The sequence below is a fragment of the Accumulibacter sp. genome (genome assembly GCF_023806635.1).
GTDB lineage: Bacteria > Pseudomonadota > Gammaproteobacteria > Burkholderiales > Rhodocyclaceae > Accumulibacter.
Genome location: NZ_JAMTDQ010000064.1, coordinates 56388 through 81611, shown reverse-complemented (window position 1 = coordinate 81611; position 25224 = coordinate 56388). Strand labels below are relative to the sequence as shown.

Sequence of the window (25224 nt, the reverse complement as noted above, 5' to 3'; positions counted from 1 at the left end):
ACTGCGGTTGCCGATGCATCGTGACTGATTCAGATCAATTTCGCTCTCACGCCACAAGCTAATATTAGAGTTTGGTGTAATTCGCAAGTGGATCGGAGCTGAAATCATGGACCAGGTGGCAAGCAAGGCCAAGGCAATCCCCATCAACGTCGACGGGCTCTACGAAAAGCATCGCACCGTCTACGCTCGCAGCACCACGGGAATCTTCAACAACTGGCGCTGGGCGATGGTCTGCTTCACCCAGGCGCTGTTCTACGGGCTCTGCTGGCTCGAGTGGGGCGGCCGGCAGGCGGTTCTCTTCCACATCGAGGAGCGTCGCTTCTACATCTTCGGCATGGTCTTCTGGCCGCAGGACGTGATCTACCTGGCGGTCCTGCTCGTCATCTCGGCTTATGCCCTGTTCCTTGTCACTGCCGTCGGTGGCCGCCTGTTCTGCGGTTACGCCTGCCCGCAGACGGTGTATACCGAGATCCTGATGTGGATCGAGCGCAGGATCGAAGGCGAGCGGCCGGCAAGGATGAAGCTCGACGCACAGCCGATGAGTGCGCGCAAGTTTCGTCTCAAGTTCACCAAGCACGCTCTGTGGCTGCTTGTCGCTCTGTGGACCGGCATCACCTTCGTCGGCTACTTCACTCCAATCAGGGAACTGCTGCCAGCGATCGCTACATTCGCCCTCGGGCCGTGGGAGACCTTCTGGATCCTGTTCTACGCCGCTTTCCTATATATGATGGCGGGCTTCCTGCGCGAGCAGGTGTGCAAGTACATGTGTCCCTATGCACGCTTCCAGGGCGTCATGTTCGACCCCGACACGCTGATCATCAGTTATGACCCCGAGCGCGGCGAGCCGCGCGGAGCGCGCCGGAAGGGGGGGGCGGTGAAGTCGGCGCCGCTCGGCGACTGCGTGGATTGCAGCATCTGCGTGCAGGTCTGTCCGACCGGGATCGACATCCGCAATGGCCTGCAGCTCGAGTGCATCGCCTGTGCCGCGTGCATCGACGCCTGCGACCAGGTGATGGACAAGGTCGGCTCACCGCGCGGCCTGATCCGTTACTCGACAGAGAACGCCATGGCGCGGCATTACACGGCTCGGCAGATGGCGACGCACCTGTTGCGGCCGCGCACGCTGCTCTACGCGAGCGTCCTGCTGGCGATCATCGTGGCGACCGTGTGGAGCCTGGCGCATCGTGTGCCGCTGAAGGTCGATGTGCTGCGTGACCGTTCGACCCTGTCGCGCGAGGCGGATGACGGACGCACCGAGAACGTCTTCAGCCTGCACATTTCGAACACCGACGAAGCCGACCACCGTTACGCGGTCGGTGTCAGCGGGCTGGAGGGAATCGAGATCGCCGGCGAGCGCAGCGTCGAGGTGCCGGCGGCGTCGTCGAAGACCTTCCTGCTGTCGGTGCGCGCAGAGCCGGGCGTCGGCAGGAAGGGTTCCAACGTCGTCCACTTCGAGATTCGCGCCGACGATGATCCGGACATCGCCGTGCGCGAGAAGACGAGTTTCTTCCAGCCATGAGCAGGGCCGCCAACTCGTCGGCAAAGGCGTGGTACCGGGAGCCCTGGCCATGGCTGCTGATGCTCGGGCCGCTGGTGGTCGTCATTGCCGGTGTGGCCACCGCCTATCTCGCGGTCGTCAGCAACGATGGGCTGGTCGTCGACGACTATTACAAGGAAGGGCTGGGGATCAATCAGCGCACGGCTCGCGATCAGCGAGCCGCGGATCTCGGGATCGGCGCCGAACTGGTGCTCGGCGGCAATGGCGAGCGCATACGGGTGCTGCTGCAGACCAGCGAAGGCGTCCGCATGCCGGAGTCACTGATTCTGCGCATCGCCCACCCGACTCGTCCGGGTCTGGATCAGAACCTGTCGCTGCGGGGCGAGGGCGGCCGCGTCTATGGCGGTCCGCTGCGGCGGCTGCAGGAGGGGCGCTGGCATGTCGTCCTGGAAGATGAGCGGCAGGAGTGGCGCTTGGTTGGCGATTGGGTTGCCGGGCCGGAGACGGTATTGCAGTTGCAGGCTGCGCGCCCGCCGACGGCCGCGGCGCAGGCCAATTGAGAGAGGAGCTTGGAGATGGCTTGGGATCTGCTTTTTTCGACCGATTATGGGCTGATGAGCCTGTTCGTGATCGTCTTCGTGGTCGGCATGTCGTTCTGGTTTGCTCGCTTCTTCAGCAGGAAGATACGCGAGGACGAGGCGCAGAGCCGCAGGTAGGCGCACAGGCAGCGTCTCGACGCGGACTGGCGGGGGCTGTCGGCGCGCGTCGCCGGCGAAAGAGGTTTCGTGGCTGACGCGGCACGCCGGCGGATTCTGTTCGCGCTGCTGGCTTCGCTGCTGGCGCACGCGGGTGTGCTGGCGCCTGGCTTTCGTCCGCCGCAGCGGCCGTCCGCAATGGCAGGGCAGCCGCTCATCGCCGTGATTGCCGAAACGGCGCCGTTGTCCGGAGATCTCGGGGCAGGCAGCAAGAGCGCCGCTGCGTCGCCGGATGCCCGCCGCGGGGCCGGCGGCGAGCGGCCCGCCGCGGCTGCGGCGCGGCGCTTGCCAGCGCCCGCATCGCCCGTTCCCGAGCAGGCGGCGACGTCCTTCGCGGACGATTCCCGAACGCCGCGGACGGGCCGATCACATTCTCCGCCGAGCGCGCCGCCAGCGAGCGGTGTGACGACCGCTGGTGACGGTGCGGTAGCGCCGGGCACTTCGGCGGTGGACGCCAGTGCGGCTGCGGCCGCGCCGTCTGCAGGAGTCAGTGCCGATGATCTGCGGCAGTACCGGATCGACCTGGCGATCGCGTCGCGTCGCTTCAAGGGCTATCCGGCGTTGGCGCGCGAGCGTGGCTGGGAGGGACGGGTCGAGGTGGCCGTCAGCGTCAGCGCCTGGCAACCACGTCCACAATTGTCGCTGGCTCGCTCGAGCGGCCATGCCCCGCTCGATCAGCAGGCAGTGGCGATGCTCGAACAGGCTGCGACCGCGACGCTTCTTCCGGCGGGACTCAGGGGGCGGGATTTTCGCATCCTGCTGCCGGTCGAATTCACGCTCGACGATGCGCGCTAGGCGCCTCCTGGCGGCGCACGATCGCGTCTTCGTGCAGGCGGAACCTGCCCTGCCGGCGATCGGCAAAGTAGGCCTGCAGGCACAGGGTGACACTCTGGAAGGCGAGTGACTGCCAGGGCAGCTCGTGTTCGCAAAAGAGCGCGGTTTCGAGCGTTTCGACGCCGGCAGCGAAGCCGGTGTCGAGCAGGCGGGCGCGATAGAAGAGGTGCACCTGGTTGATGTGCGGCACATTGACGAGCGAGAACAACTGCTCGATCTCGACGCGTGCGCAGGCTTCCTCGAGCGTTTCGCGAATCGCCGCCTCGGCCGTCGATTCGCCGTTCTCCATGAACCCGGCTGGCAGGGTCCAGAGCCCATGGCGTGGCTCGATCGAGCGCCGGCAAAGCAGGATGCGGTCCTGCCATTCGGCGATGCAGCCAACCACCAGTTTCGGATTCTGGTAATGGATCGTTCTGCATTGCCGGCAGACGTGCCGTGGCAGGCTGTCACCTGCCGGGATCACCAGTTCGACCGTTGCCCCACATTCACTGCAATGCTTCATCTTCTTGATTGCCTCGGGTGCTGCCTGCGCACGCCACAAGTTTAAACGATTTGTCTGCGCTGAGGCGTTGCCGGCACTCCTGCAGACTCCTGCAGCTGCGCCGCGACCCACGGCGCAGTGCTCGCAAGGGAGTCGCCGGAGCCCAATATAAGGACCTTTGGCCGATGCCGGGGCGGCGCAATGTGGCTACAATGCGCGACTATGATCGGGTTCGAGAAGCCGGACCGTGCGGACGCGCCAAGACAAGGGGGGGCGGATGTTTCTGATCGTTGGCTATGTGGTCATTCTGGCGGCGGCGCTGGGGACCTACGCGGTTCACGGCAGCCTGGCGGCACTCTGGGTGCCGCTCGAGTATGTGGCGATCGTCGGCCTGACGATTGGCGGCTTCGTCGCTTCGAACGACATCAAGATCATCAAGGCGACGATCGGCGCGCTGCCGAGCCTGTTCAAGGGTTCGAAGTATACCCGGACGCTGTACATCGACCTGCTGGCGATGCTCTTCGAGATTCTGGCGAAGGTCCGCAAGGAAGGCTTGATGTCGATCGAGAACGATGTCGAGAATCCGAAGGAGAGTCCGATCTTCAGCAAGTATCCGGCGCTCGCCGGCGACCACCATGTGATCGAGTTCATCACCGATTACTTGCGGATGATGGTCGGCGGCAACCTGAACGCCATCGAGATCGAAAGCCTGATGGACATCGAGATCGAAACGCACCACCACGAGGTCGAGACGCCCGGTCATGTGGTCTCGAAGGTGGGTGATGCGGTGCCGGCCTTTGGTATCGTCGTCGCCGTGATGGGCGTGGTCAACGTGATGGGATCGGTGGGCGAGCCGCCGGCTGTGCTCGGCAAGATGATCGGTGGCGCGCTGGTCGGCACCTTTCTCGGCATCCTGATCGCCTACGGCTTCGTTTCGCCGGTGGCCAGCCTGCTCGAGCAGAAGGCGCACGAGGGCTCCAGGATCTACCAGGTGATCAAGGTCGTCCTGCTGGCGTCGATGTCGGGTTATGCGCCGCAGGTGGCCGTCGAGTTTGGCAGGAAGGCCCTGGCGACCGATGTCCGCCCGAGTTTCCGCGAGCTGGAAGAGGAACTCAAGAACCGCAAGGGCAAGTAGGCGCCGGGGCAGCGACCGATTGGGGAGAATGAATGAGTGACGATCTGCGCCCGATAGTCGTCAAGCGGGTCAAGAAGGTTGCCGGCGGCCATCATGGTGGTGCCTGGAAGATCGCTTACGCCGACTTCGTGACGGCCATGATGGCTTTCTTCCTGTTGATGTGGCTGCTCGGATCGACGGCCAGTGGCGATCTCAAGGGGATTGCGGACTATTTCCAGAACCCGCTCAAGATCGCCTCGCAGGGGGGGTCGGGAACGGGCGACAGCTCGAGCGTGCTCAAGGGGGGCGGCAAGGATCTGACGCGCTCGTCGGGCCAGGTCAAGGGCGGCGACATCGATGCCAAGAACAAGACCGTCAACCTGAAGGAAACCAACGCCGAGCAGGTTCGCCGGGAGTTCGAGGAGCGCGAGAAGGTGAAGCTCGGCGAACTGAAGCAGAACATCGAGAAGCTGATCGAGAGCAATCCCGCGCTCAGGCAGTTCAAGAACCAGTTGCTGGTGGACGTGACCAGCGAGGGATTGCGCATCCAGATCGTGGACGAGCAGAACCGCCCGATGTTCGACACCAGCAGTGCCGAGCTGAAGCCCCATACCCGGGTGATCCTGCGTGAGATCGGCAAGGCGTTGAACGCGGTGCCGAACAAGCTGAGCCTTTCCGGCCATACCGACGCTGCCCAGTTCGGCGGTGGCGACAAGGGCTTCTCGAACTGGGAGCTGTCGGCAAACAGGGCGAACGCATCGCGGCGCGAGCTGATCGCCGGCGGCATGGATGAGCACAAGGTCCTGCGAGTCGTCGGTCTGGCTTCAACGGTCCTCTTCGATCGCAACGATCCGCTGAGTTCGATCAACCGCCGCATCAGCATCGTCGTCCTGAACCGCAAGGCGGAGGAGGCGTTGCTGCAGGAGGACGGCAAGGTGGACGCGGTCGAGGTCGGCGCACAAGGACTGGATGCGGATGCCGTCAGCGCGCCGGCAGCGCCGACGAAATGAGTCTCTCCTCGCCCATCCATCTGATCGGTCACGTCGTTCGCTCGCCCGCGCCGTGCATCTCGGCCTGCTCGCGACGACTTCCTTGCAACCGCTCAGCCCTGCGGTACGGTGTCGCTGAACGCCGGGCGCAGCATCAGCTTCTCGTAGAGGCGCGCGAGATTCGGGTGCTTGCCACGCCAGTCGATCTCCGGAAAGCGGAAGACGAGGTAGCCGAGCGCACAGCCGCTGGCGACGTCGGCGAGCGAGAAGTGGGTGCCCATGCACCAGTTGCAGTCGGCGAGCTCGCTCGCCATGTATTCCACACTGGTGATGATCTTGGCTTGCTGACGACTGATCCAGTCCGGGCTCTGCTGCACGACGGGCCGCTTCCTCTCGAGGAACACCAGCGCCGCAGCATCACAGATCCCGTCGGCGAGTGCCTCCCAGCGCTTCACCTCGGAACGTTCGCGGTTTGGCGCGGGCATCAACTTGTTGTTGGGCGCGACGTTGTCGAGGTATTCGACGATGACTCGCGAATCGAACAGGACGGTGTTGTCGTCGAGGACGAGCACCGGTATCTTGCCCAGCGGATTGACGTGGCTCACCTGGTTCTCGGGCAGCCATGGCGAGTCGACCTCGAACTCGTAGTCGATCTTCTTCTCGGCCAGAACGACCCGCGTCTTGCGGACGTACGGACTGGTCAGTGATCCGATGAGCTTCATCTGTTTCCCAATGGTAAAAAACTGCGCACGATTATAGCATCGGGCCCGCAACCCGGTTACGGCTGCACCTCAGGGACGGGTAGAATACCCGGGTGTCCCGTTGTCTGTTCAAGGATTGTCCTGCATGTTGCCTTCACCGCTCACATCGCTCTCACCACTCGATGGTCGCTACGCCGGCAAGGTGGATGCACTGCGCCCGGAGTTTTCCGAATGCGGCCTGATCAGGCGTCGCCTGCAGGTCGAAGTGGCATGGCTGCAGGCGCTCGCTGCCGATCCGCATCTGGACGAGGTGCCTCCCTTCTCGGCCGCCACCCTGTGTCAGCTCGATGCCCTGGTGGCCGACTTTGGTCCCACCGAAGCGGCTGAGGTGAAGGAGATCGAGGCGGTCACCAACCACGATGTCAAGGCGCTCGAGTACTGGCTCCGGAAAAGGCTGGCGGACAACGTCGAGGTCATGCGCGTCGCCGGGTTCATCCATTTTGCCTGCACCTCGGAGGACATCAACAACCTGGCTCATGCGTTGATGCTGCAGGGCGCGCGCGGCGAGACGATGTTGCCGACACTGGACCGGGTCGTCGAGCGCCTGCGCGAACTGGCGCACGAGTTTGCCGATCTGCCGATGATGTCGCGCACACATGGTCAGCCGGCCACGCCGACGACGCTGGGCAAGGAAATGGCGAACGTCGCCTTCCGGCTGCGGCGCGCGCGCTCGGCGATCGCCGGTGTTCGCCTGCTGGGGAAGATCAATGGTGCCGTTGGCAACTACAACGCACATCTGGCGGCATACCCGGACCATGACTGGGAGGGCTTCGCGCGTCGCTTCGTCGAGTCGCTCGGCCTGGAGTTCAATCCCTACACGATCCAGATCGAGCCGCATGACTCGATGGCGGAGCTGTTCGATGCCTTCGCGCGTGCGAACCTGATCCTGATCGATCTCAACCGCGACATCTGGGGCTATATCTCGCTCGGATTCTTCCGGCAGAAGCTCAAGGCCGGGGAGATCGGTTCGTCCACCATGCCGCACAAGGTGAATCCGATCGACTTCGAGAACTCGGAGGGCAACCTCGGCCTGGCCAATGCGCTCCTGCGCCACCTTGCCGACAAGTTGCCGATCTCGCGCTGGCAACGCGATCTCAGTGATTCGACGGTGCTGCGCAACATGGGCGTTGCGCTCGGTTACACGCTGCTCGCCTACGACTCGCTGCTGCGCGGTCTCGGCAAGCTGGAGGCCGATGCCGGGCGACTGCACGCCGATCTCGATGCGAACTGGGAACTGTTGGCCGAACCGGTGCAGACCGTCATGCGCCGGCATGGCGTCGCCAACCCCTACGAAAGACTCAAGGAACTGACGCGCGGCAAGCGCGTTTCGCCGGCGGAGATGCGCGCCTTCGTCGAATCGCTGGGGCTGCCCGAGGCAGCAACGGCCGAACTGATGCGCATGACTCCCTCGAGCTACACCGGTATGGCGGCCGAACTGGCGAGGAGAATCTGATGGGCGCCAACCGGCACTCGCCCGCCGGCATCGGTCCGGATCGCGAGCCGGCGCCGGCAATGGTCGCCTGCCCGAGTTGCGAGCGAATGGTACCGGCCGACTCGGCTTATTGCCCGCATTGCTGCGGTGAGGATGGGCGCCGTGGCGCGCTGGTGCGTGGTGGCATGCTCGGCTGGATCTTCGGTTTTCTGACCGGCGGGCTGGCCAGCGCCGCCTGGTCATCCTTCGTCGGGCCGGAACAGACGACATGGACCCCGGTGCTGCTGACGACCTTCGGTTGTGCGGCGGCGGGGATCGTCATCGGCATCGCCGTAAACTGGCGACGCTGAGCCGTGTCGGTCTTCGCCGCGAATCTGCGCAAGCTGCCGGGGATTTCGCACCTGCAGGCCATCCACCTGCTGGATGCGACGGGAGAACTCCTCGGCAGCGTCGAGAACCGTGCCGGAAGCCAGGGTGCGCTCGCGATCTACAATCACCTTGCGCAGACCTATGGCGCGATCACTCCCGAGGCAGCGGCAAAGGGTCTCGAACTGTTTGCCGAAAACGTCGATGAGGCGCGTGCCAACCCTGGCCGGCATCCCAACATCGACCGCCTGCTGCTGCTCGTCAGCGAGCAGCGGACCTTGCGCACCAAGCACGTCTTTGCGCTATGAACCCCTACCTCAACCACAACGGAGAGAAACCATGAAGACAGTCGTCGCAGCGCTCTTGCTGACCACCTGTGCCGGGGCCGTCTGTGCCCAGCAGGCCCTGAAGCCGGAGGAGATGATCAAGTATCGCAAGGCCGGTTACAGCTTCATGGCGTGGAACATGGGCAAGATCAAGGCCAATCTCGAAGGTGCCTACAACAAGGAGCAGGTGATCGCCGCTGCCAACGTCGTCGCAGCGACCGCCAATTCCGGCATGGGTGCCTTGTTTGGCGCGGGTACGGACAAGGACGTCGGCAGCGAGAAGACGCGAGTCAAGCCGGAGTTCTTCAAGGAGCAGGAGAAGGTCAAGGAACTGGCGATGGCCTACATCAAGGAAGCCAACGAGTTGCAGAAGGTGGCTGCCACCGGCGACGCGGCGGCGGTGAAGGTACAGTTCGGCAAGACTGGCGAAAGCTGCAAGGCCTGCCACGACAAGTTCCGCAAGGATTGAGTGCGGCGGCACACGTCGCTGCCGGATCGAGTGCGGCCGGCAGCGACGCCGCTGCGCTGCCGATTGCCGGGCTCTACCAGGCGGGAGCGGACACCGGTGCTGCCGCCGGTGGCGGTACCCACTCCCCACTGCCGGCATAGACCGCCGCGACGGCAAACAGCAGCGCGACGATGAACGCCAGCGGCCCGCCTCCGGTTGCCGGCGGCCCATGTTCCGGAGCGACCTCCTTCCAGCCGGTCAGCATCGGTCTGACCAGGTTCTCCTTCCTGACGTGCGCGTAGAAGCCGATTGCCGTCAGGTGCAGCAGAACCAGTAGCACGAGCAGGTTGACCGAAAGCTTGTGCCAGCCGGTCAGGCGCTCGCTGAGCTCGCTGCTGACCAGTGCGTACAGGGGGCCGCGGAAGGCGATGTCGTCATTGGCGAAGAGACCGCTGCCGACCTGAAAGGCAAGGAGCCCGAGGAGGCCGAAAACGGAGAGCGCGCCAAGCGGATTGTGGCCGAGTCCGCGCCACTGGCCGCGCAGGTAGGCCATGATGGCGGCGGGCGTCGGCAGAAAGGAGATGAAACGGGCGTAGGTCGAGCCGATCAGTCCCCACAGCAGGCGAAAGCTCAACAGACCGAGGATGGCGAGACCGAAGCGGCCGTGCCAGACCATCGCGTTGCCGCCGATCTTGCCGCTGACGAAGGATGCGACGACGAGCAGCACGAGCGCCCAGTGGAAGACCCGTGTGGGCAAATCCCAGACGCGGATGCGCTGCCTGTCGCTCATCTCCTGACCTCCGTCGTTGCACGTAGCCGTGGTCGCGTTGCCAGTCAGACGACCGCACCTTCCTCGTTGGCGCCCTCGATCTGACGCTTCGGTTTGACGAACTGCTCGCGCGACACGCCCAGCCACATCACCAGCGGGCTGGCGACGAGCACCGACGAGTAGATGCCGAAGCAGATGCCGATGGTCAGTGCCAGCGAAAAATAGTACAGCGTCTCGCCGCCGAAGATGAGCATCGAGAGGACCATCATCTGCGTCGAACCATGCGTGATGATGGTGCGCGAAATGGTGCTGGTGATCGCGTGGTCGAGCACCTGTGGCGTCGTCAGGCCACGCGTCTTCTTGAAGGTCTCGCGCACGCGGTCGAAGACGACGACCGATTCATTGACGGAATAGCCGAGGACGGCCAGCACGGCGGCGAGGACCGAGAGCGAGAATTCCCACTGGAAGAAGGCGAAGAAGCCGAGGATGATCACCACATCATGCAGGTTGGCGATGATCGCCGAGACCGAGAAACGCCACTCGAAGCGGAAGGCGAGATAAAGCACGATGCCGACGACCACCAGCAGCAGCGCCAGCGCGCCGTTCTCCGCCAGTTCCCTGCCCACCTGCGGGCCGACGAACTCGACCCGTCGCAGGTCGGCTCCCGGTGCCTCGGCAGTCAGCGCCTGCATCACCGATTCGCCGATCCGGGCGGTGTTCTGCTCCGCCTTGAGTGGCAGCCGGATCAGCACATCGCGGCTGGAGCCGAAATTCTGGACCGAGAAGTCACTGTGGCCGGCCTTGGCGAGTCCCTCGCGGACCTTTTCGAGATCGGCCGCCTGCTCGTAGTTGATCTCGATCAGCGTGCCGCCGGTGAACTCGACCGAGAGGTGCAGGCCACGGCTGACGAGGAAGAAGACCGAGAGCAGAAAGGTGAGCAGCGAGATGACGTTGAACGTCACCGCATGGCGCATGAACGGGATGTCTTTTCGGATGCGGAAGAATTCCATCGGTCCGTTTCCTATCTGGCAGTCGTGGTGCTGCCATCGATCGGCTTCCAGACCTGGCCGATGGCAAGGGATTCGAGTTTGCGGCGACGGCCGTAGATCAGGTTGATCATTGCGCGCGAGACGACGACGGCGGAAAACAGCGAGGTCAGAATGCCGAGGCAGTGCACGACGGCGAAGCCACGTACCGGTCCGGAACCGAAGATCAGCAGCGCGACGCCGGCGATCAGGGTGGTGATATTGGAGTCGAGGATGGTGCCGAATGCCCGCTCGTAGCCGGTGTGGATCGCCGCCTGCGGTGTCGAGCCATTGCGCAGTTCCTCGCGGATGCGCTCGTTGATCAGCACGTTGGCGTCGATCGCCATGCCCAGCGTCAGCGCGATGGCGGCGATTCCCGGCAGCGTCAGGGTCGCCTGCAGCAGTGAGAGCAGGGCGACGAGAAAGAGCAGGTTGGCCGCCAGGGCGACGACCGATACCACTCCGAAGAGTTGGTAGTAGGCGATCATGAAGACGGCAATCGCTGCGAAGCCCCACATCGTCGAATGGAATCCCTTGCGGATGTTCTCGGCGCCGAGGCTGGGGCCGATGGTCCGCTCCTCGATGATCTCCATCGGCGCGGCGAGCGAGCCGGCGCGCAACAGCAACGCCGTGTCGTTGGCCTCGACGGTACTCATGCGGCCCGATATCTGGACACGCCCGCCGGCGATCTCGGCCCGGATGACCGGCGCCGTGATCACTTCGCCCTTGCCCTTCTCGATCAGCACGATCGCCATCCGCTTGCCGACGTTGTCGCGCGTGACGTCCTTGAAGATTCGCGCGCCAGCGGAATCGAGGGTGAGATGTACCGCCGGTTCCGATGTCTGGTTGTCGAAACCTGGCTGCGCGTCGGTCAGTCGGTCACCGGTGAGCACGACCTGCTTCTTCACCAGCAGTGGCATGCCACCACGCTCGACGTACAGTTCGGTGCCAAAGGGTACCTGCCCGGCCAGGGCGGCTTCGATCGCCCCCGCGGTTTCCTCGACCATGCGGATTTCCAGCGTTGCCGTCCGGCCGAGGATGTCCTTGGCCTTGGCGGTATCCTGGACGCCCGGCAACTGGACGACGATCCGGTCGGCCCCTTGCTGCGCGATCACCGGCTCGGCGACGCCGAGTTCGTTGATCCGGTTGTGCAGCGTCGTCATGTTCTGCTTGATGGCGAATTCCTGGATCCGCTTTATTGCCTCCGGCCTGAGCGTGCCGACGAGCCGCAGATCATCGCCTTCCCCCTGGTCGGCGAGGAGCAGTTCCGACTGGTTGTCCTCGAGTACGATGCGCGCCTTGGTGCGCGTCTCACCGTCACGGAAGCGGATCACCATCCGCTCGCCCTCGCGGCTGATGCCGGCATGGCGGATGTTCCTGTCGCGCAGCAGGCTGCGCAGGTCGCCGCCGAGGGCATCGAGCCGCTTCGTCACGGCGCCCTTCATGTCCACCTGCAGGAGGAAGTGAACCCCGCCGCGCAGGTCGAGACCGAGGTACATCGGCAGTGCGTGCAGGCTGGTCAGCCAGCGCGGCGAACTCGACAGCAGGTTGAGCGCGACGACGTACTGCGGGTCACCCGGGTCCGGATTGAACTGCTTTTCCAGCACGTCCTTCGCCTGCAACTGCTGGTCGGTCGTTGCCAGCCGGACCTTGACGCCATTGCTGTCGAGGAAGATGCCGCTGTTGGCGATGGCAGCGGCCTGCAGCGCACTGGCGACACGCTCGCGCGCCCGGTCGTCGATCTTGATCGTCGCCTTGGCGCTGGAAACCTGTACCGCCGGTGATTCGCCGAAGAAGTTCGGCAGCGTGTAAATGAGGCCGAAGACCAGTGCCAGGCCGACGATGACGTATTTCCAGAGCGGATAACGATTCATGGATGCTTGCCGTCAGGGGTGTGTGCCAGTTGCCCACGGGTCGGGCAACGAGAAGCTGGTCAGAGCGCTTTCAGCGACCCCTTGGGCAGGACCAGCTGCACCGCTGGTTTCTGCACCTGGATCTCGACGCCCTCGGCCACTTCGAGGCTGACGAACTGCTCGCCGACCCTGGTGATGCGGCCGGCGATTCCGCCGCCGGTGATGACCTCGTCACCCCTGGCTAGGGCCTCGACCAGCGCCTTGTGCTCCTTGGCGCGTTTCATCTGTGGCCGGATCATCAGGAAGTAGAGGACGACGAACATCAGGATGATCGGCAGCAACTGCATGAAGCCGCCGGTCGGGTCGGAAGAGGCTGCCTGTTGGGCGTGGGCGGTGCTGATCAGCACATCATTCTCCTGAGAAAACAGTGGCGTTGGAATCGAGCCGGCGATTGTACCACTAGCCTTCGCCCTGCTGGGAACGCGCCAGGTGAAAGGACGCCACCGTCGCCGGCAGCGTGCCGGAGCTGATCGCCTGCCGCAGGTCGCGCATCAGCTCCTGGTAGTAATGGAGGTTGTGCAGCGTCGCGAGTTGCGCGCCCAGGATCTCGCGAGTGCGGTTGAGGTGATGCAGATAGGCGCGCGAGAAATTCTGGCAGGTGTAGCAGGAACAACTCGTGTCCAGCGGGCGCCGGTCGCTGCGGTGGCGGGCGTTGCGGATGCGGATGTCGCCGTGGCGGGTGAACAGGTGGCCGTTGCGCGCGTTCCGCGTCGGCAGGACGCAGTCGAACATGTCGATGCCGGCGGCGACGGCGCCGACCAGGTCCTCCGGCGTGCCGACGCCCATCAGGTAGCGCGGCCTCTGCGGCGGCAGCCGCGGCGCCGTATGCGCCAGGATCCGCCGCATGTCGTCCTTCGGTTCGCCGACCGAGAGACCGCCGATGGCGAAACCGTCGAAGCCGATGTCGAGCAGGCCGGCGAGCGATTCGTCGCGCAGATCCTCGTGCATGCCGCCCTGGACGATGCCGAACAGGGCGTTGCCGTTCAGCAGGCGGTCATGCGCCGCGCGCGAACGGCGGGCCCAGCGCAGCGACAGGCGCAGCGAAGCCGCCGCCTCGGCGTGGCTGGCCGGGTAGGGTGTGCATTCGTCGAGGATCATGGCGATGTCCGAGTCGAGCACGTGCTGGATGCGCATCGACTCCTCGGGTGTCAGGAGGAGGCGGTCGCCGTTGACCGGCGACTGGAAGCGCACGCCTTCCTCGCTGATGCGGCGCAGGGCGCCGAGCGAGAACACCTGGAAGCCGCCGGAGTCGGTGAGGATCGGCCGCTCCCAGGACATGAAGCGGTGCAGCCCGGAATGCGCCGCGATCACCTCGAGGCCCGGGCGCAGCCAGAGGTGAAAGGTGTTGCCGAGGCAGATCTGGCTGCCGGTGGCGAGCAGCTCACGGGGGCTCATCGCCTTCACCGTGCCATAGGTGCCGACCGGCATGAAGGCCGGGGTGTCGACGGTGCCGTGGCAAAGGTGCAGTAGACCGCGACGGGCTGCGCCATCGCTGGCGAGGAGCTCGAATTTCATCGCTGTTCGGGACGATCGGAGCAGGCTTGCCGGCAAACGGAGTGCCGGCAGAAACAAAACGCCCGACCGGAGGTGGCCGGTCGGGCGAGAAGGCCTGCTGACCGGCGAACCGGCCAGCAGGACACCCACTGGCGCCTCAGGCGGGATTGTCGATCGCTGCCTGGGCGGCTGCCAGACGCGCGATCGGTACCCGGAATGGCGAGCAGCTGACGTAGTCGAGACCGGCACGGTGGAAGAAATCGACCGAAGCCGGGTCGCCGCCGTGCTCGCCACAGACGCCGAGCTTGATGCCCGGGCGCACCGAACGGCCCTTCTCGACCGCCATCCGGACCAGCAGGCCGACGCCCTTCTGGTCGATCGACTGGAACGGATCGCGCTCGTACATGCCGTCCTTGAGGTAGCTCGGCAGGAACTTGCCGGCGTCGTCGCGCGAGAAGCCCATGGTCATCTGCGTCAGGTCGTTGGTGCCGAAGGAGAAGAACTCCGCCTGCTGGCCGATGCTGTCGGCGATCAGCGCGGCGCGCGGCGTTTCGATCATCGTGCCGAGCAGGTAGTCGAGCTTCTCGCCGCGCTCGGCGAAGACCGCCGCCGCCGTCGCCCGGATCACCTTTGCCTGCGCGTTGAATTCACGCACCGTACCGACCAGCGGGATCATGATCTCGGCCTTGACCTCGATCCCCTTGGCCTTCATGTTGAGGCCGGCCTCGAGGATGGCGCGTGTCTGCATCTCGGTGATTTCCGGGTAGGTGATGCCGAGACGACAGCCGCGATGACCCATCATCGGGTTGAACTCGTGCAGATCCTCGACGCGCATCTTGATCACCGGCAGCGGCAGGTTCATCTCGTGCGCCATCACGCGCTGGTTCTCTTCGTCGTGCGGGACGAACTCGTGCAGCGGCGGATCGAGCAGGCGGATGGTGACGGCAAGGCCGTTCATCTCGCGGAACAGGCCCTCGAAGTCGCCGCGCTGCATCGGCAGCAGCTTTGCCAGCGCCTTGCGGCGACCGGCTTCGTCGTCGGCGAGGATCATCTCGCGCACCGCCTTGATGCGGTCGCCCTCGAAGAACATGTGCTCGGTCCGGCACAGGCCGATGCCCCTGGCGCCGAAGTTGCGCGCCACCTTGGCGTCTTCCGGCGTATCGGCATTGGCGCGCACGCCAAGCCGCCGATGCCGGTCGGCCAGTTCCATCAGGGCGCCGAAGTCACCGGTCAGCTCGGCTTCCTTGGTCGGCACCTGGCCGAGGAAGACGTCTCCGGTCGAACCATCGAGCGACAGCCACTCGCCTTCCTTCCAGGTCTCGTTGCCGACCGACATCGTGCGTGCGTGGTAGTCGACGTGCACCGCGCCGGCGCCGGAAACACAGCACTTGCCCATGCCGCGCGCGACGACGGCGGCGTGCGAGGTCATGCCACCGCGGGCGGTGAGGATGCCCTTGGCGACGCTCATGCCGCGCAGGTCTTCGGGTGAGGTTTCCTGGCGCACGAGGATGACCGTCCTGCCCTTGCGCACCCAGTCCTCGGCCTCGTCGGCGAAGAAGACGATCTGTCCGGTTGCCGCACCGGGCGAAGCCGGCAGGCCGTGCGCGATGACCCGCGCCTTGCGGATCGCCACCGGGTCGAAGACCGGGTGCAGCAGTTCGTTCAGTCGCTCGGGGTTGACGCGGCGCAGCGCTTCCTTCTCGTCGATGATGCCCTGCCGCAGCATCTCCATCGCGATGCGCACCATCGCCGCACCGGTGCGCTTGCCGTTGCGCGTCTGCAGCATCCACAGGCGGCCTTCCTGGATGGTGAATTCGACGTCCTGCATGTCGGCGTAGTGCCGCTCGAGCTTTGTCTCGGCCTGCAGCAGCTGCTGGTAGATCTCCGGCATCAGTTCCTCGAGCGACGGGAAGCGCGCCCGGCGCTCGTCTTCGCTGACCATCGCCAGCTGCGCCCAGCGGCGTGAACCCTCGAGGGTCACCTGTTGCGGTGTCCGGATACCGGCGACGACGTCCTCGCCCTGCGCGTTGATCAGGAACTCGCCGTTGAACAGGTCCTCGCCGGTACTCGCGTCGCGCGTGAAGGCGACGCCGGTGCCGCTGTTGTCGCCGAGGTTGCCGAAAACCATCGCCTGCACGTTGACCGCCGTTCCCCAGCTCTCCGGGATGTCGTTCAGCTCGCGGTAGACCTTCGCGCGGTCATTGTTCCAGCTCTGGAAGACCGCCATTACCGATCCCCAGAGCTGTTCCCACGGATCGCTCGGGAACTCGCGGCCGACGCGCGCGCGAATCAACCCCTTGAAGCGCGTGACGAGTTCCTTGAGATCCGCGGTGTCGAGTTCGGTATCGAGCTGGACCCCCTTCTTCTCCTTGACCATGTCGATAACGACTTCGAATGGATCGTGATCCTCCTTCGACACCGGCTTGAGGCCCATGACGACGTCGCCGTACATCTGGATGAAGCGGCGGTACGAGTCCCAGGCAAAGCGCTCGTTGTTCGCCTTGCGCGCCAGTCCTTCGACCGCCGCGTCGTTGAGTCCGAGGTTGAGGATGGTATCCATCATTCCCGGCATCGAGGCGCGCGATCCCGAGCGTACCGACAGCAGCAGCGGATCCGACGAATCGCCGAACTTCTTGCCCATCTCCTGTTCGACATAGGCGACGCCGGCGCGGACCTCGGCATCGATCAGCTTCAGGACGGCATCCTGGCCCTGTTCGGTGTAGACGGTGCACATCTCGGTGCTGATCGTGAACCCGGGCGGGACGGCGATTCCCAGACGGCACATCTCCGCCAGGTTGGCGCCCTTGCCGCCGAGCAGATTCTTCATCTTGGCGTCGCCGTCGGTTCGCGCGGCACCGAATACGTATACGTTCTTGCTTGCAGTCGTCATAAAAACCCCACTCATGAGGAGAGAATGAAAGGGCACTTCGAACGGCACGTTCGCAGTGCCCCGAGAGTCGGTGACCCGGGCGCCTGTGCCGGATCACGGTGTGGCGGCGCCGCTGCCGATGCTGCCGTTCAGCGGCGCGAAAACCGGGGAAAGGTTGACGATACTATATCTCTTCCGCCTCCATCTTGATCGCGCCACACGGGCATTCGGCAACGCACATGCCGCAGCCCTTGCAGTAGTCGTAGTTGAACTCGAAGCGCTTGCCGGGGCCGAGCTTGATCACCGCGTTGTCGGGGCAGACGCCGTAGCAGTTGTCGCATTCGAAGCAGTTGCCGCAGGACAGGCAGCGGCGCGCCTCGAACAGGGCGTTGTTCTCGTCCAGCCCGCCCTGCACCTCCTCGAAGGTCGACTGGCGGCGGATGATGTCGAGCATCGGTCGCACCGTCTTCGGTGCATCGGCGTAATACCAGGTGTTGAGGTTCTCGAAGCTCGCCACCTCATGCTTGGGCGGCGCCACATACTCCTCGCCGCGCAGCCAGGCATCGATGTTGCGCGCCGCCTTCTTGCCGTGACCGATGGCGACCGTGACGTTGCGCTCGGCCGGCACCATGTCGCCTCCAGCGAAGATTCCGGCATGACCGGTCATCATGTTGGCGTTGACCTGCACGACACCGTCGCTGACCTCGAGCCCGGGCACGCCCTCGAGCAGGCCGAGATCGACATCCTGGCCCAGCGCCAGCACCAGCGAGTCGGCCTCGATGGTTTCGTACTCGCCCGTCGGTTGCGGGAAGCCCTTGCTGTCGAGCGCCATCTTCTCGATCGTCAGCGAGGATTCGTGCGCCTGCTTGATCGTCGACAGCCACTTGACCATGATGCCTTCCTGCAGAGCCTCTTCGACTTCGAAGTCGTGCGCCGGCATCTTCTCACGCGTGCGGCGGTAGACGATCAGTGGCTCGGCTCCCATGCGCTTGGCGGTGCGGGCGACGTCGATGGCCGTGTTGCCGCCACCATAGACGACGACGCGGCGGCCGAGCAGCGGCTTCTCCTCGCCCTCCATGCTGCGCAGCAACGAGATGGCATCGATGATCTTCGCCGCGTCACCGGCGGGAATCATCGCCCGCTTGCCGATGTGGGCGCCGACCGCGAGGAAGGCAGCGTCGAAGCCCCCATCCTGCATCGTCGCGAGGATGTTCTCGACCTTGCTGCCGAGCTTCACGGTGACACCGAGGTCGACGACCCGCTGCATCTCGGCTTCCAGCACCTCGCGCGGCAGGCGGTACTTGGGAATGCCGAAGCGCATCATGCCGCCGAGCAGCGGCCCGGCTTCCTGGACGGTGACCCGGTGGCCGAGGCGGCGCAGGTGGTAGGCAGCCGACATTCCCGATGGGCCGGCGCCGACGATCAGGACGTGCTTGCCCGACTCGCTGGTCGGCGGCGTCAGCTTCCAGCCGCGCTTGAGCGCCTCGTCGCCGAGGAAGCGCTCGACCGAATTGATGCCCACCGGCGCATCGAGCTGGCCGCGGTTGCAGGCGCCCTCGCAGGTGTGGTAGCAGACCCGTCCCATGATCGCCGGGAACGGGTTGTCCTTCGTCAGGTGCCGCCAGGCGCTCTCGTAATCGCCCGATTCGGCGTGGAACAGCCAGCCCTGGATGTCCTCGCCGGCCGGGCACTGCTTGTTGCACGGCGGCAGCCGGTCGAGATAGACCGGCCTCGAGGTGCGCCAGGAGCCGGTGCGGTTGGCCAGCGATGAGCCGGGATCGAGGGTGATCGCAAAGGGTTTGTCCATCAGTTCGCCTCCTGGTCGAGCAGTCCGTACTTGCGAATGTTCTTGTCTGCCGCCGCCTGCAGGCGGGCGATCGTCTCCACTGCCGGCTTCTTGCCGAAGAGGTGGGCATAGCGTTTCTGCAACTTCAGATACTCCTCGACGGGTTGTGGCCGGCGGATCTTGAGGACGCCGGTGACCTCGCCATGTTCGGCCTCGAAGACCGGGAAGATGCCGGTTTCCTTCGCCAGCCGCGCCAGCTTGATGGTGTCCTGCGAGGCCGCGCCCCAGCCGAGCGGGCAGGGTACGAGGATGTGGATGTAGCGCGCGCCACGCAGACCCATCGCCTTGGTGACCTTGTACTCGAGGTCGCGCAGGTCGGCGACGGTAGCCGTCGCGACGTAGGGGATCTCGTGCGCCATGGCGATCGCCGGCACGAACTTGCCCTGGCCGAAGACATTGCCCGGTTCCGGACCGACCGGCATGGTGGTCGCCGTACGTGCCGCCGGCGGCGTCGCCGAACTGCGCTGGACGCCGGTGTTCATGTAGCCGCCGTTGTCGTAGCAGATGTAGAGCACGTCATCGTTGCGCTCGAACATGCCGGACAGACAGCCGAAGCCGATGTCGGTGGTGCCGCCGTCACCGCCCTGGGCGACGACGCGGACGTCATCCATCTGGCCCTTCTGTCGCTTGACCTTGATCGCCGCGGCGATGCCGGTACCGATCGCGGCCGTGTTGCCGAACAGCGAGTGAATCCACGGGATTTGCCACGACGTCTCCGGGTAAGGAGTCGAGAAGACTTCGAGGCAGCCGGTGGCGTTGGCGGCGATCAGGCGCCCGCGGGCGGCATTCATCGCCGCGTCGATCGCGTAGCGGGCGCCAAGCGCCTCGCCGCAGCCCTGGCAGGCGCGGTGTCCCGAGTTCAGCGAATTGGTCCGTTCGACGTTGGCCTGGACGCTGCGCTCCTCGGCGGAGAGCAGGCGGTTGCCGACGGTGAAGGTTCCGGTCTGGTAGAAATGAACGGGTTGGAAGCTCATGGTCGTTCTCCTCAGCCGATGCGGGCGGCAACGACGCCGATGTCGCGCAGCATGCTCTCGGCTGCCGGACCCGAACGGCGCTTGGTGCGCTCGCGTTCGAGTTGCTTGTTGACGACGTTCCAGTCGAGATCGAGGAACGTGAGGTGGCCGAGTTCGCCACGGATCGCCTTGCCGAAGAGCCCGCGCAGTGACTTGCGGGTGATGGCACGGCCGCCCAGTCCGGCGACGACGGTGTGGCCGTGCAGCTGCAGGCCGGACATCGCCATGCGCACGTCGGTCGACAGGATGCCGCCGATGCCGACCGCCAGGCTCTTCTCGAGGACCACCACGCGCTGCGCGTTCTGCAGCGCCGCACGGACGCTGTCGAGCGGGAACGGACGGTACGAGGTGATGCCGAGGACGCCGATCCGCTGGCCCTCCCGGCGCATCTCGTCGACGGTGTCCTTGATCGTGCCGAGGACCGAGCCCATGGCGACGACGACGGTCTCCGCATCGTCGATGAGGTAGCTGTGGGTCAGACCGCCGGAATCGCGGCCGAAGACCGCCTTGAACTGCTCGGCCAGTTGCGGGATGCGCTCGAGCGCCTGCATCTGTTTCGCGTGCGCCAGGTAACGGACCTCGGAAAAGGCTTCCGGACCGACCATGGCGCCGATCGACACCGGTTCCTTCGGATCGAGCACCTGGCGCGGCTCGTACGGCGGCAGGAAGGCGTCGACCTGCTCCTGCGTGGGTACGTCGACACGCTCGTAGGCGTGCGTCAGGATGAAGCCGTCCATGCACACCATCACCGGCAGGCTGACCTCTTCGGCCAGCTTGAAGGCCTGGATGTGCAGGTCGAGCGCCTCCTGGTTGGTTTCGGCAAACAGCTGGATCCAGCCGCAGTCACGCTGCGAGAGCGAGTCGGAGTGGTCGTTCCAGATGTTGATCGGCGCACCGATGGCGCGGTTGGCGACCGTCATGACGATCGGCAGACCAAGGCCGGCAGCGTTGTATACCGCCTCGACCATGAACAACAAGCCCTGCGAGGCGGTGGCCGTGTACGTCCGGGCGCCGGTGGCCGACGAGCCGATGGCGACGCTCATGGCGGCGAACTCGGACTCGACGTTGATGAACTCGCAGTTGGCAACCTCACCCGCCTTGACCATTTCGCCAAGGCCTTCGACGATATGCGTCTGCGGCGAGATCGGATAGGCGCAGATCACCTCCGGCCGACAGAGTGCGACCGCCTCGGCGACGGCGTGTGAACCCTCGGTCTGTTTAAGCATGTGCAGTCTCCCCGTGCCGCGCGTGTGCGACCTCATCGATGACGAACTGGTAAGCCTCGCTGGCGGCAGCGACGTTGTTGCTCGCCACCTTGTCGGAGAATTTGGCATTGATCGCCTGGATCACCGATTCCAGGCGGATGACTCCCGAGGCGGCGGCGAAACCCGCCAGCAGCGGCACATTCGGCATCGGCCGGCCGACATGCTTGCGGCTGAGTTCGGTGGCCGGTACCGTGCACAGGCGATCCTGCGGCCAGTCGCGGACATAATCACCGAGACCGAGCTCGTCGAAGCTGCGGCTGGTATTGATCAGGATGTACCCATTCTTCTTCAGGCCGCTGAAGACATCGACCTGGTACAGCAGGGTGGGATCCTGGATGATCAGTGCGTCCGGTTCCATGATCGGCTCGCGCAGGCGGATCTCCTTGTCGGCGATGCGGCAGAAGGCGACGACGGGGGCTCCGGTGCGTTCCGAACCGAAACTTGGGAAGGCCTGAGCGTGGCGGCCTTCTTCAAAAGCAGCAATCGACAACATCTCGGCAGCCGTCACCACGCCTTGGCCACCGCGACCGTGTATGCGGACCTGGAACATATTTCCTCCATTGTTTTACATCGTTCTTTCGACGTCCGCGCAGCATAGCCGAGTTCAACTCCGATGAAAACAACGATACCGCGGCGTATGGTGAAAGTTCACCTCACGATGTGGGGCGGATCGGCGCCGGCTGCGGCCGAAGGCTCTGCCAGTTGCCCGCGTCACCGGCCGCCAAGCTATGATGTCGCCGGTACGCGAGCTCGCCGTCGCGCCGTCACCAGGGAGCCAGCAAATGAAGGCAGCGCTGAAAGTCGTCCTCATCGTCCTGCTCACAGCGGTCGGTCCGGGAATCCGGGCGGACCAGTCGGAGCGTTTCAGCTATCGGGGACCCTGTGATGCATCGGCCGCAGTCGCCCTCGATGCCGAGCATTTCGTCGTCGGCAACGACGAGGATGCCGTCCTGCGGGTCTATCGACGTGGACAGGCGACTGCGGTGGGGCGTGGTCTCGACCTGTCGCGCTTCCTCGACGTGTCCGCGGGCGACGAAGTGGATATCGAGGCGGCGGCACGCGTCGGCAACAGGATCTACTGGATCAGCTCGCATGGCCGGAGCAGCGCCGGCCGCAAGGAAGAGAGCCGCCGGCGCTTCTTTGCCACCGACATCGTCGATGCCGCGGACGGCCGGCCGCCGTATCTGCGAACCGTCGGCACGCCCCATGCAGGTCTGTTGCGGGCGATGGAAAAGGCCCCCGAGTTGCGGGCGTACCGTTTGCGGGACGCGGCACGGCTGGCGGCCGAGGCGGAAGGTGGGTTCAACATCGAAGGCCTGGCGGCGACGCCGGACGGCCGTTTGCTGATCGGGCTGCGCAACCCGTTGCCGCAGCGGCGTGCGTTGCTCGTTCCCTTGCTCAACCCGGCGGCGGTGGTGGCTGGCGAGCAGGCTGCAGAGCTGGCGCAGGCCATCGAGCTCGATCTTGCCGAGCGGGGCATTCGCAGCATCGAACGGGTGGGCTCGTCGTACCTGATCGTCGCCGGTCCACCGGCCGATAGCGGTAGCTTCAGGCTGTTCCGCTGGTCCGGTGTCGCAGGCGATGCGCCGCAGGCGCTGATCGACGTCGATCTGCAGGATCTCCGGCCGGAGGCCCTGTTCGCGGTCCCCGGTGGCCGGCTCGTCCAGCTGCTCAGCGATGATGGCGGGGTCAGGTCCGCAGGCGGCAGGGAGTGCAAGAAGCTGCCGCGGCAGCAGCAGGGTTTCCGCAGCCTGACGTTGCCGCTGCTGCCACAGGAAGAGCGCTGAGCGCGGCAGCAGCCGGCGATCGGGGTCCTTCGGCAAGAGGGATGCAGGCGGCGGTGCGCGGCGCGCCGTGCGCAGCGCCGCAATCGCCACCGGCACCGCTACGCGCGCCGGGGAATCAGCACCGTGTAGTCGAAATCGAGCAGGACTCCCGCCTCGTGGGAGCCGTCGGCCGTCTTGTACGGAAAGTTGCTGCACGGCAGGTCCTTGGTCGCCACGGTGCGCAGGCGCAGGGCGCCGACATCGCTGCGCCCGGGCAGCGTCAGCGGCTCGATGACCTCGGTCCACGCATAGATGGTGTCGCCGGCGAAGGCCGGACTGACATGCCGGCCGCCATTGATGGCGGCGATGGTGAAGGCGTTGGCCAGCCCGTTGAACGACAACGCACGCGCCAGGCTGAGGATGTGGCCGCCGTAGACGACGCGCCGCCCGAAACGTCCGCCGCGCTCGCTCTGCTGGTTGAAATGGACGCGCGACGCGTTCTGGTAGAGGCGAGTGGCGAGCATGTGCTCGCTCTCCTCGATGGTCACGCCGTCGACGTGATCGATGCGCTCGCCGGCGGCATAGTCTTCCCACAGTTCGTCGCTGCCGGACAGCGAAGTGTCGTACTGGTTGAGGCGGATTCCCGCCGGAACGACCAGCTCGCCGACATCGACCTCGTCGGGGAGTTCGGGAACGCAGGTCGGTTGGGGAGGCGAGCGGGGATCGCGTTTGCGTACCATCACCCAGCGGCAGTACTCGAGGGCGATCTGTCCGCGCTGGTTGACGCCGCACGACCTGACATGGACGATGCCCGACCGGCCGTCGCTGTTTTCCCGCAGTCCGATCACCGTCGAGTCGGCGCTGAGTGTGTCGCCCGGGTAGACCGGGTGGCCGAAACGGCCGGCGGCGTAACCCAGGTTGGCGATGGCGTTCAGCGAGATGTCCTGTACCGTGCGCCCGAACACCATGTTGAAGGCGAGGAGGTCGTCGACCGGCGCGCGCGGGAAACCGAGGCTGTGGGCGAAGGTATCGGCCGAGGTGGTCGCGAAGCGTGAGCCGGTCAGCGCCGTGTACAGGGCGACGTCGCCTTCGGTGATCGTCCGCGGCGGCGCGTGCGCGACTTTCTGGCCAACCTGGAAGTCCTCAAAGAAGTTGCCGAGTCTGTTCTTCGCGCTCACTGCATGTCCTCCCTCTGCCGTTGATGGGGTGTGCTACAGGCCATAGGCGGCGGCGAGTTCCGGGTCGCGGCGGGCGACCAGTCGCGCCAGATCGACGATGACCTTCGCCTGCTTCCAGGTGGCATCGTCCTGCATCTTGCCGTCGATGGTCGCCACGCCGCTGCCGTCAGGCATCGCCTCGAGGATACGCTTGGCGAAGAGGACTTCCTTGATCTCGGGGCTGAAAACGCGCTTGGCGATGGCGATCTGGTTGGGTGCCAGCGACCAGGCTCCCGAGCAGCCCATCAGGAAGGCATTGCGGAACTGCGCTTCGCAGGCGGCTTCGTCCTTGAGATCGCCAAACGGCCCGTAGAACGAGCGCAGACCATGCGCGACGGCGGCGTCGACCATGCGCGCGACCGTGTAATGCCAGAGGTCCTGCTGGAAGAAGGCGCGCTGATCGTGACCCGCTTCGGGGTCGGCGAGGACGCCGTAGCCGGGATGGCCGCCACCGACCCGCGTCGTCTTCATGCCGCGGGAAGCGGCCAGGTCGGCCGGACCGAGGCTGAGGCCATGCATGCGCGGGCTGGCGCCGCAGATCGCCTCGACGTTGCTCACCCCCTGCGCGGTCTCGAGCAGCGCGTGCAGCAGGATCGGCTTGCGCACCGAGTACTTCGCTTCCAGCAGCGCGACGTACTGATCAACGAAATGGATGTCCCACGGTCCCTCGACCTTGGGGATCATGATGACATCGAGCCGGTTGCCGACATGGCGGATGATCTGTTCGAGGTCGTCGAGCAGCCACGGGCTGTTCAGTGCATTGACGCGCACCCACATGGCCGTGTCGCCGAAATCGTGCTGGCTCAACAGTTCGATGAAACCGGCACGCGCCGCCTCCTTGGCGTCGATCGGGATCGCGTCCTCGAGGTTGCCGCACAGGACGTCGCACTGGCGGGCGGTCTCCGGCGCCTTGGCGCGAATCTTCTCGATGTGCGGCGGAAAGAAGTGGATCATCCTTTCCGGCCGTACGGGCAGTTCACGCAGGGGTTGCGGCGCACCGATGGCAAGCGGTTTGTAGAAATGGACGGGCAGTTTCATGGCGT

25 protein-coding genes are annotated in these 25224 nt (G+C 65.2%); 11 read left to right on the top strand and 14 right to left on the bottom strand.

Translation table 11 applies throughout. The features are described from left to right. The first annotated feature begins 106 nt into the window (after positions 1–106). The 4 genes from ccoG to NFW30_RS12385 all read left to right on the top strand — a co-directional run bounded on the left by ccoG (position 107) and on the right by NFW30_RS12385 (position 3048). Complete coding sequence (gene ccoG / locus NFW30_RS12400; protein ID WP_295351650.1) at positions 107–1519, top strand: cytochrome c oxidase accessory protein CcoG; 1413 nt, start codon at positions 107–109, stop codon at positions 1517–1519. Next, complete coding sequence (locus tag NFW30_RS12395) at positions 1516–2058, top strand: FixH family protein (protein WP_295351652.1); 543 nt, start codon at positions 1516–1518, stop codon at positions 2056–2058. The genes ccoG and NFW30_RS12395 overlap by 4 nt, the downstream gene beginning before the upstream one ends. Positions 2059–2073: 15 nt before the next feature. Further along, complete coding sequence (locus tag NFW30_RS12390; RefSeq protein ID WP_295351655.1) at positions 2074–2214, top strand: DUF3149 domain-containing protein; 141 nt, start codon at positions 2074–2076, stop codon at positions 2212–2214. 69 nt (positions 2215–2283) lie between these two features. Continuing rightward, positions 2284–3048: a TonB family protein gene (locus NFW30_RS12385; RefSeq protein WP_295372177.1), complete on the top strand. Its 765-nt coding sequence runs from the start codon at positions 2284–2286 to the stop codon at positions 3046–3048. Here NFW30_RS12385 and NFW30_RS12380 read toward each other — a convergent pair. Next, positions 3026–3589: an NUDIX hydrolase gene (locus NFW30_RS12380; protein WP_295351660.1), complete on the bottom strand. Its 564-nt coding sequence runs from the start codon at positions 3587–3589 to the stop codon at positions 3026–3028. The two genes, NFW30_RS12385 and NFW30_RS12380, sit on opposite strands and share 23 nt — an antisense overlap. 256 nt (positions 3590–3845) lie before the next feature. Between NFW30_RS12380 and motA the strand changes: the two genes are divergently transcribed. Then, complete coding sequence (gene motA, locus NFW30_RS12375; protein WP_295351663.1) at positions 3846–4703, top strand: flagellar motor stator protein MotA; 858 nt, start codon at positions 3846–3848, stop codon at positions 4701–4703. Between the two features lie 32 nt (positions 4704–4735). After that, positions 4736–5692, top strand: a complete 957-nt coding sequence (motB, locus tag NFW30_RS12370) for a flagellar motor protein MotB (RefSeq protein WP_295351666.1) — start codon at positions 4736–4738, stop codon at positions 5690–5692. Between the two features lie 92 nt (positions 5693–5784). Here the strand turns inward: motB and NFW30_RS12365 are convergent, their stop codons facing one another. After that, entirely contained in the window at positions 5785–6393 is a 609-nt protein-coding gene (locus NFW30_RS12365) for a glutathione S-transferase (protein ID WP_295351668.1), read from the bottom strand. Between the two features lie 124 nt (positions 6394–6517). Between NFW30_RS12365 and purB the strand changes: the two genes are divergently transcribed. The 4 genes from purB to NFW30_RS12345 are packed head-to-tail and all read left to right on the top strand — an operon-like array spanning position 6518 to position 9025. Beyond that, entirely contained in the window at positions 6518–7885 is a 1368-nt protein-coding gene (gene purB / locus NFW30_RS12360) for an adenylosuccinate lyase (protein ID WP_295351670.1), read from the top strand. Beyond that, a complete protein-coding gene (locus tag NFW30_RS12355) occupies positions 7885–8214 on the top strand; it encodes a hypothetical protein (RefSeq protein WP_295351673.1) in 330 nt (109 codons plus the stop codon). The genes purB and NFW30_RS12355 overlap by 1 nt, the downstream gene beginning before the upstream one ends. 3 nt (positions 8215–8217) lie before the next feature. Further along, positions 8218–8538, top strand: a complete 321-nt coding sequence (locus NFW30_RS12350) for a DUF2322 family protein (protein ID WP_295351675.1) — start codon at positions 8218–8220, stop codon at positions 8536–8538. A 31-nt stretch (positions 8539–8569) separates the two neighbouring features. Then, positions 8570–9025 carry a cytochrome c gene (locus NFW30_RS12345; RefSeq protein WP_295351678.1) on the top strand — a complete coding sequence of 152 codons (456 nt, stop codon included), beginning with the start codon at positions 8570–8572 and terminating at the stop codon, positions 9023–9025. 73 nt (positions 9026–9098) lie between these two features. Here the strand turns inward: NFW30_RS12345 and NFW30_RS12340 are convergent, their stop codons facing one another. The 10 genes from NFW30_RS12340 to NFW30_RS12295 all read right to left on the bottom strand — a co-directional run bounded on the left by NFW30_RS12340 (position 9099) and on the right by NFW30_RS12295 (position 21748). Continuing rightward, positions 9099–9794 (bottom strand): cytochrome b/b6 domain-containing protein, encoded by a 696-nt coding sequence (locus NFW30_RS12340; protein ID WP_295351681.1) that lies wholly within the window; start codon positions 9792–9794, stop codon positions 9099–9101. A gap of 44 nt (positions 9795–9838) precedes the next feature. Then, positions 9839–10783 carry a protein translocase subunit SecF gene (secF, locus tag NFW30_RS12335; RefSeq protein WP_295351684.1) on the bottom strand — a complete coding sequence of 315 codons (945 nt, stop codon included), beginning with the start codon at positions 10781–10783 and terminating at the stop codon, positions 9839–9841. 11 nt (positions 10784–10794) lie between these two features. Next, the gene (gene secD, locus NFW30_RS12330) at positions 10795–12672 is read right to left on the bottom strand and encodes a protein translocase subunit SecD (protein WP_295351687.1); all 1878 of its coding nucleotides are present in this window, start codon (positions 12670–12672) and stop codon (positions 10795–10797) included. A 59-nt stretch (positions 12673–12731) separates the two neighbouring features. Beyond that, on the bottom strand, positions 12732–13058 hold the full coding sequence (yajC, locus tag NFW30_RS12325) for a preprotein translocase subunit YajC (protein ID WP_295351690.1): 327 nt from the start codon (positions 13056–13058) through the stop codon (positions 12732–12734). Between the two features lie 52 nt (positions 13059–13110). After that, positions 13111–14226, bottom strand: a complete 1116-nt coding sequence (tgt, locus tag NFW30_RS12320) for a tRNA guanosine(34) transglycosylase Tgt (protein WP_295351692.1) — start codon at positions 14224–14226, stop codon at positions 13111–13113. A gap of 136 nt (positions 14227–14362) precedes the next feature. Continuing rightward, positions 14363–17095 (bottom strand): pyruvate, phosphate dikinase, encoded by a 2733-nt coding sequence (ppdK, locus tag NFW30_RS12315; protein ID WP_295351693.1) that lies wholly within the window; start codon positions 17093–17095, stop codon positions 14363–14365. A gap of 163 nt (positions 17096–17258) precedes the next feature. Continuing rightward, positions 17259–18881 (bottom strand): NAD(P)-binding protein, encoded by a 1623-nt coding sequence (locus NFW30_RS12310; RefSeq protein ID WP_295351696.1) that lies wholly within the window; start codon positions 18879–18881, stop codon positions 17259–17261. Next, positions 18881–19894, bottom strand: coding sequence for a thiamine pyrophosphate-dependent enzyme (locus NFW30_RS12305; RefSeq protein ID WP_034934664.1), 1014 nt, complete (start codon positions 19892–19894; stop codon positions 18881–18883). The genes NFW30_RS12310 and NFW30_RS12305 overlap by 1 nt, the downstream gene beginning before the upstream one ends. A gap of 11 nt (positions 19895–19905) precedes the next feature. Further along, positions 19906–21159, bottom strand: a complete 1254-nt coding sequence (porA, locus tag NFW30_RS12300; RefSeq protein WP_295351701.1) for a pyruvate ferredoxin oxidoreductase — start codon at positions 21157–21159, stop codon at positions 19906–19908. After that, entirely contained in the window at positions 21152–21748 is a 597-nt protein-coding gene (locus NFW30_RS12295) for a 2-oxoacid:acceptor oxidoreductase family protein (RefSeq protein ID WP_295351703.1), read from the bottom strand. The genes porA and NFW30_RS12295 overlap by 8 nt, the downstream gene beginning before the upstream one ends. A gap of 232 nt (positions 21749–21980) precedes the next feature. Here NFW30_RS12295 and NFW30_RS12290 point away from each other — a divergent pair, with 232 nt between their 5' ends. Continuing rightward, entirely contained in the window at positions 21981–22985 is a 1005-nt protein-coding gene (locus NFW30_RS12290) for a DUF3616 domain-containing protein (protein ID WP_295351706.1), read from the top strand. Between the two features lie 98 nt (positions 22986–23083). Here the strand turns inward: NFW30_RS12290 and NFW30_RS12285 are convergent, their stop codons facing one another. Both NFW30_RS12285 and NFW30_RS12280 read right to left on the bottom strand, forming a co-directional pair. Beyond that, a complete protein-coding gene (locus NFW30_RS12285) occupies positions 23084–24142 on the bottom strand; it encodes a MaoC family dehydratase (protein ID WP_295351707.1) in 1059 nt (352 codons plus the stop codon). A 33-nt stretch (positions 24143–24175) separates the two neighbouring features. Next, on the bottom strand, positions 24176–25219 hold the full coding sequence (locus NFW30_RS12280) for a CoA ester lyase (RefSeq protein WP_295351710.1): 1044 nt from the start codon (positions 25217–25219) through the stop codon (positions 24176–24178). Positions 25220–25224 lie beyond the last annotated feature (5 nt).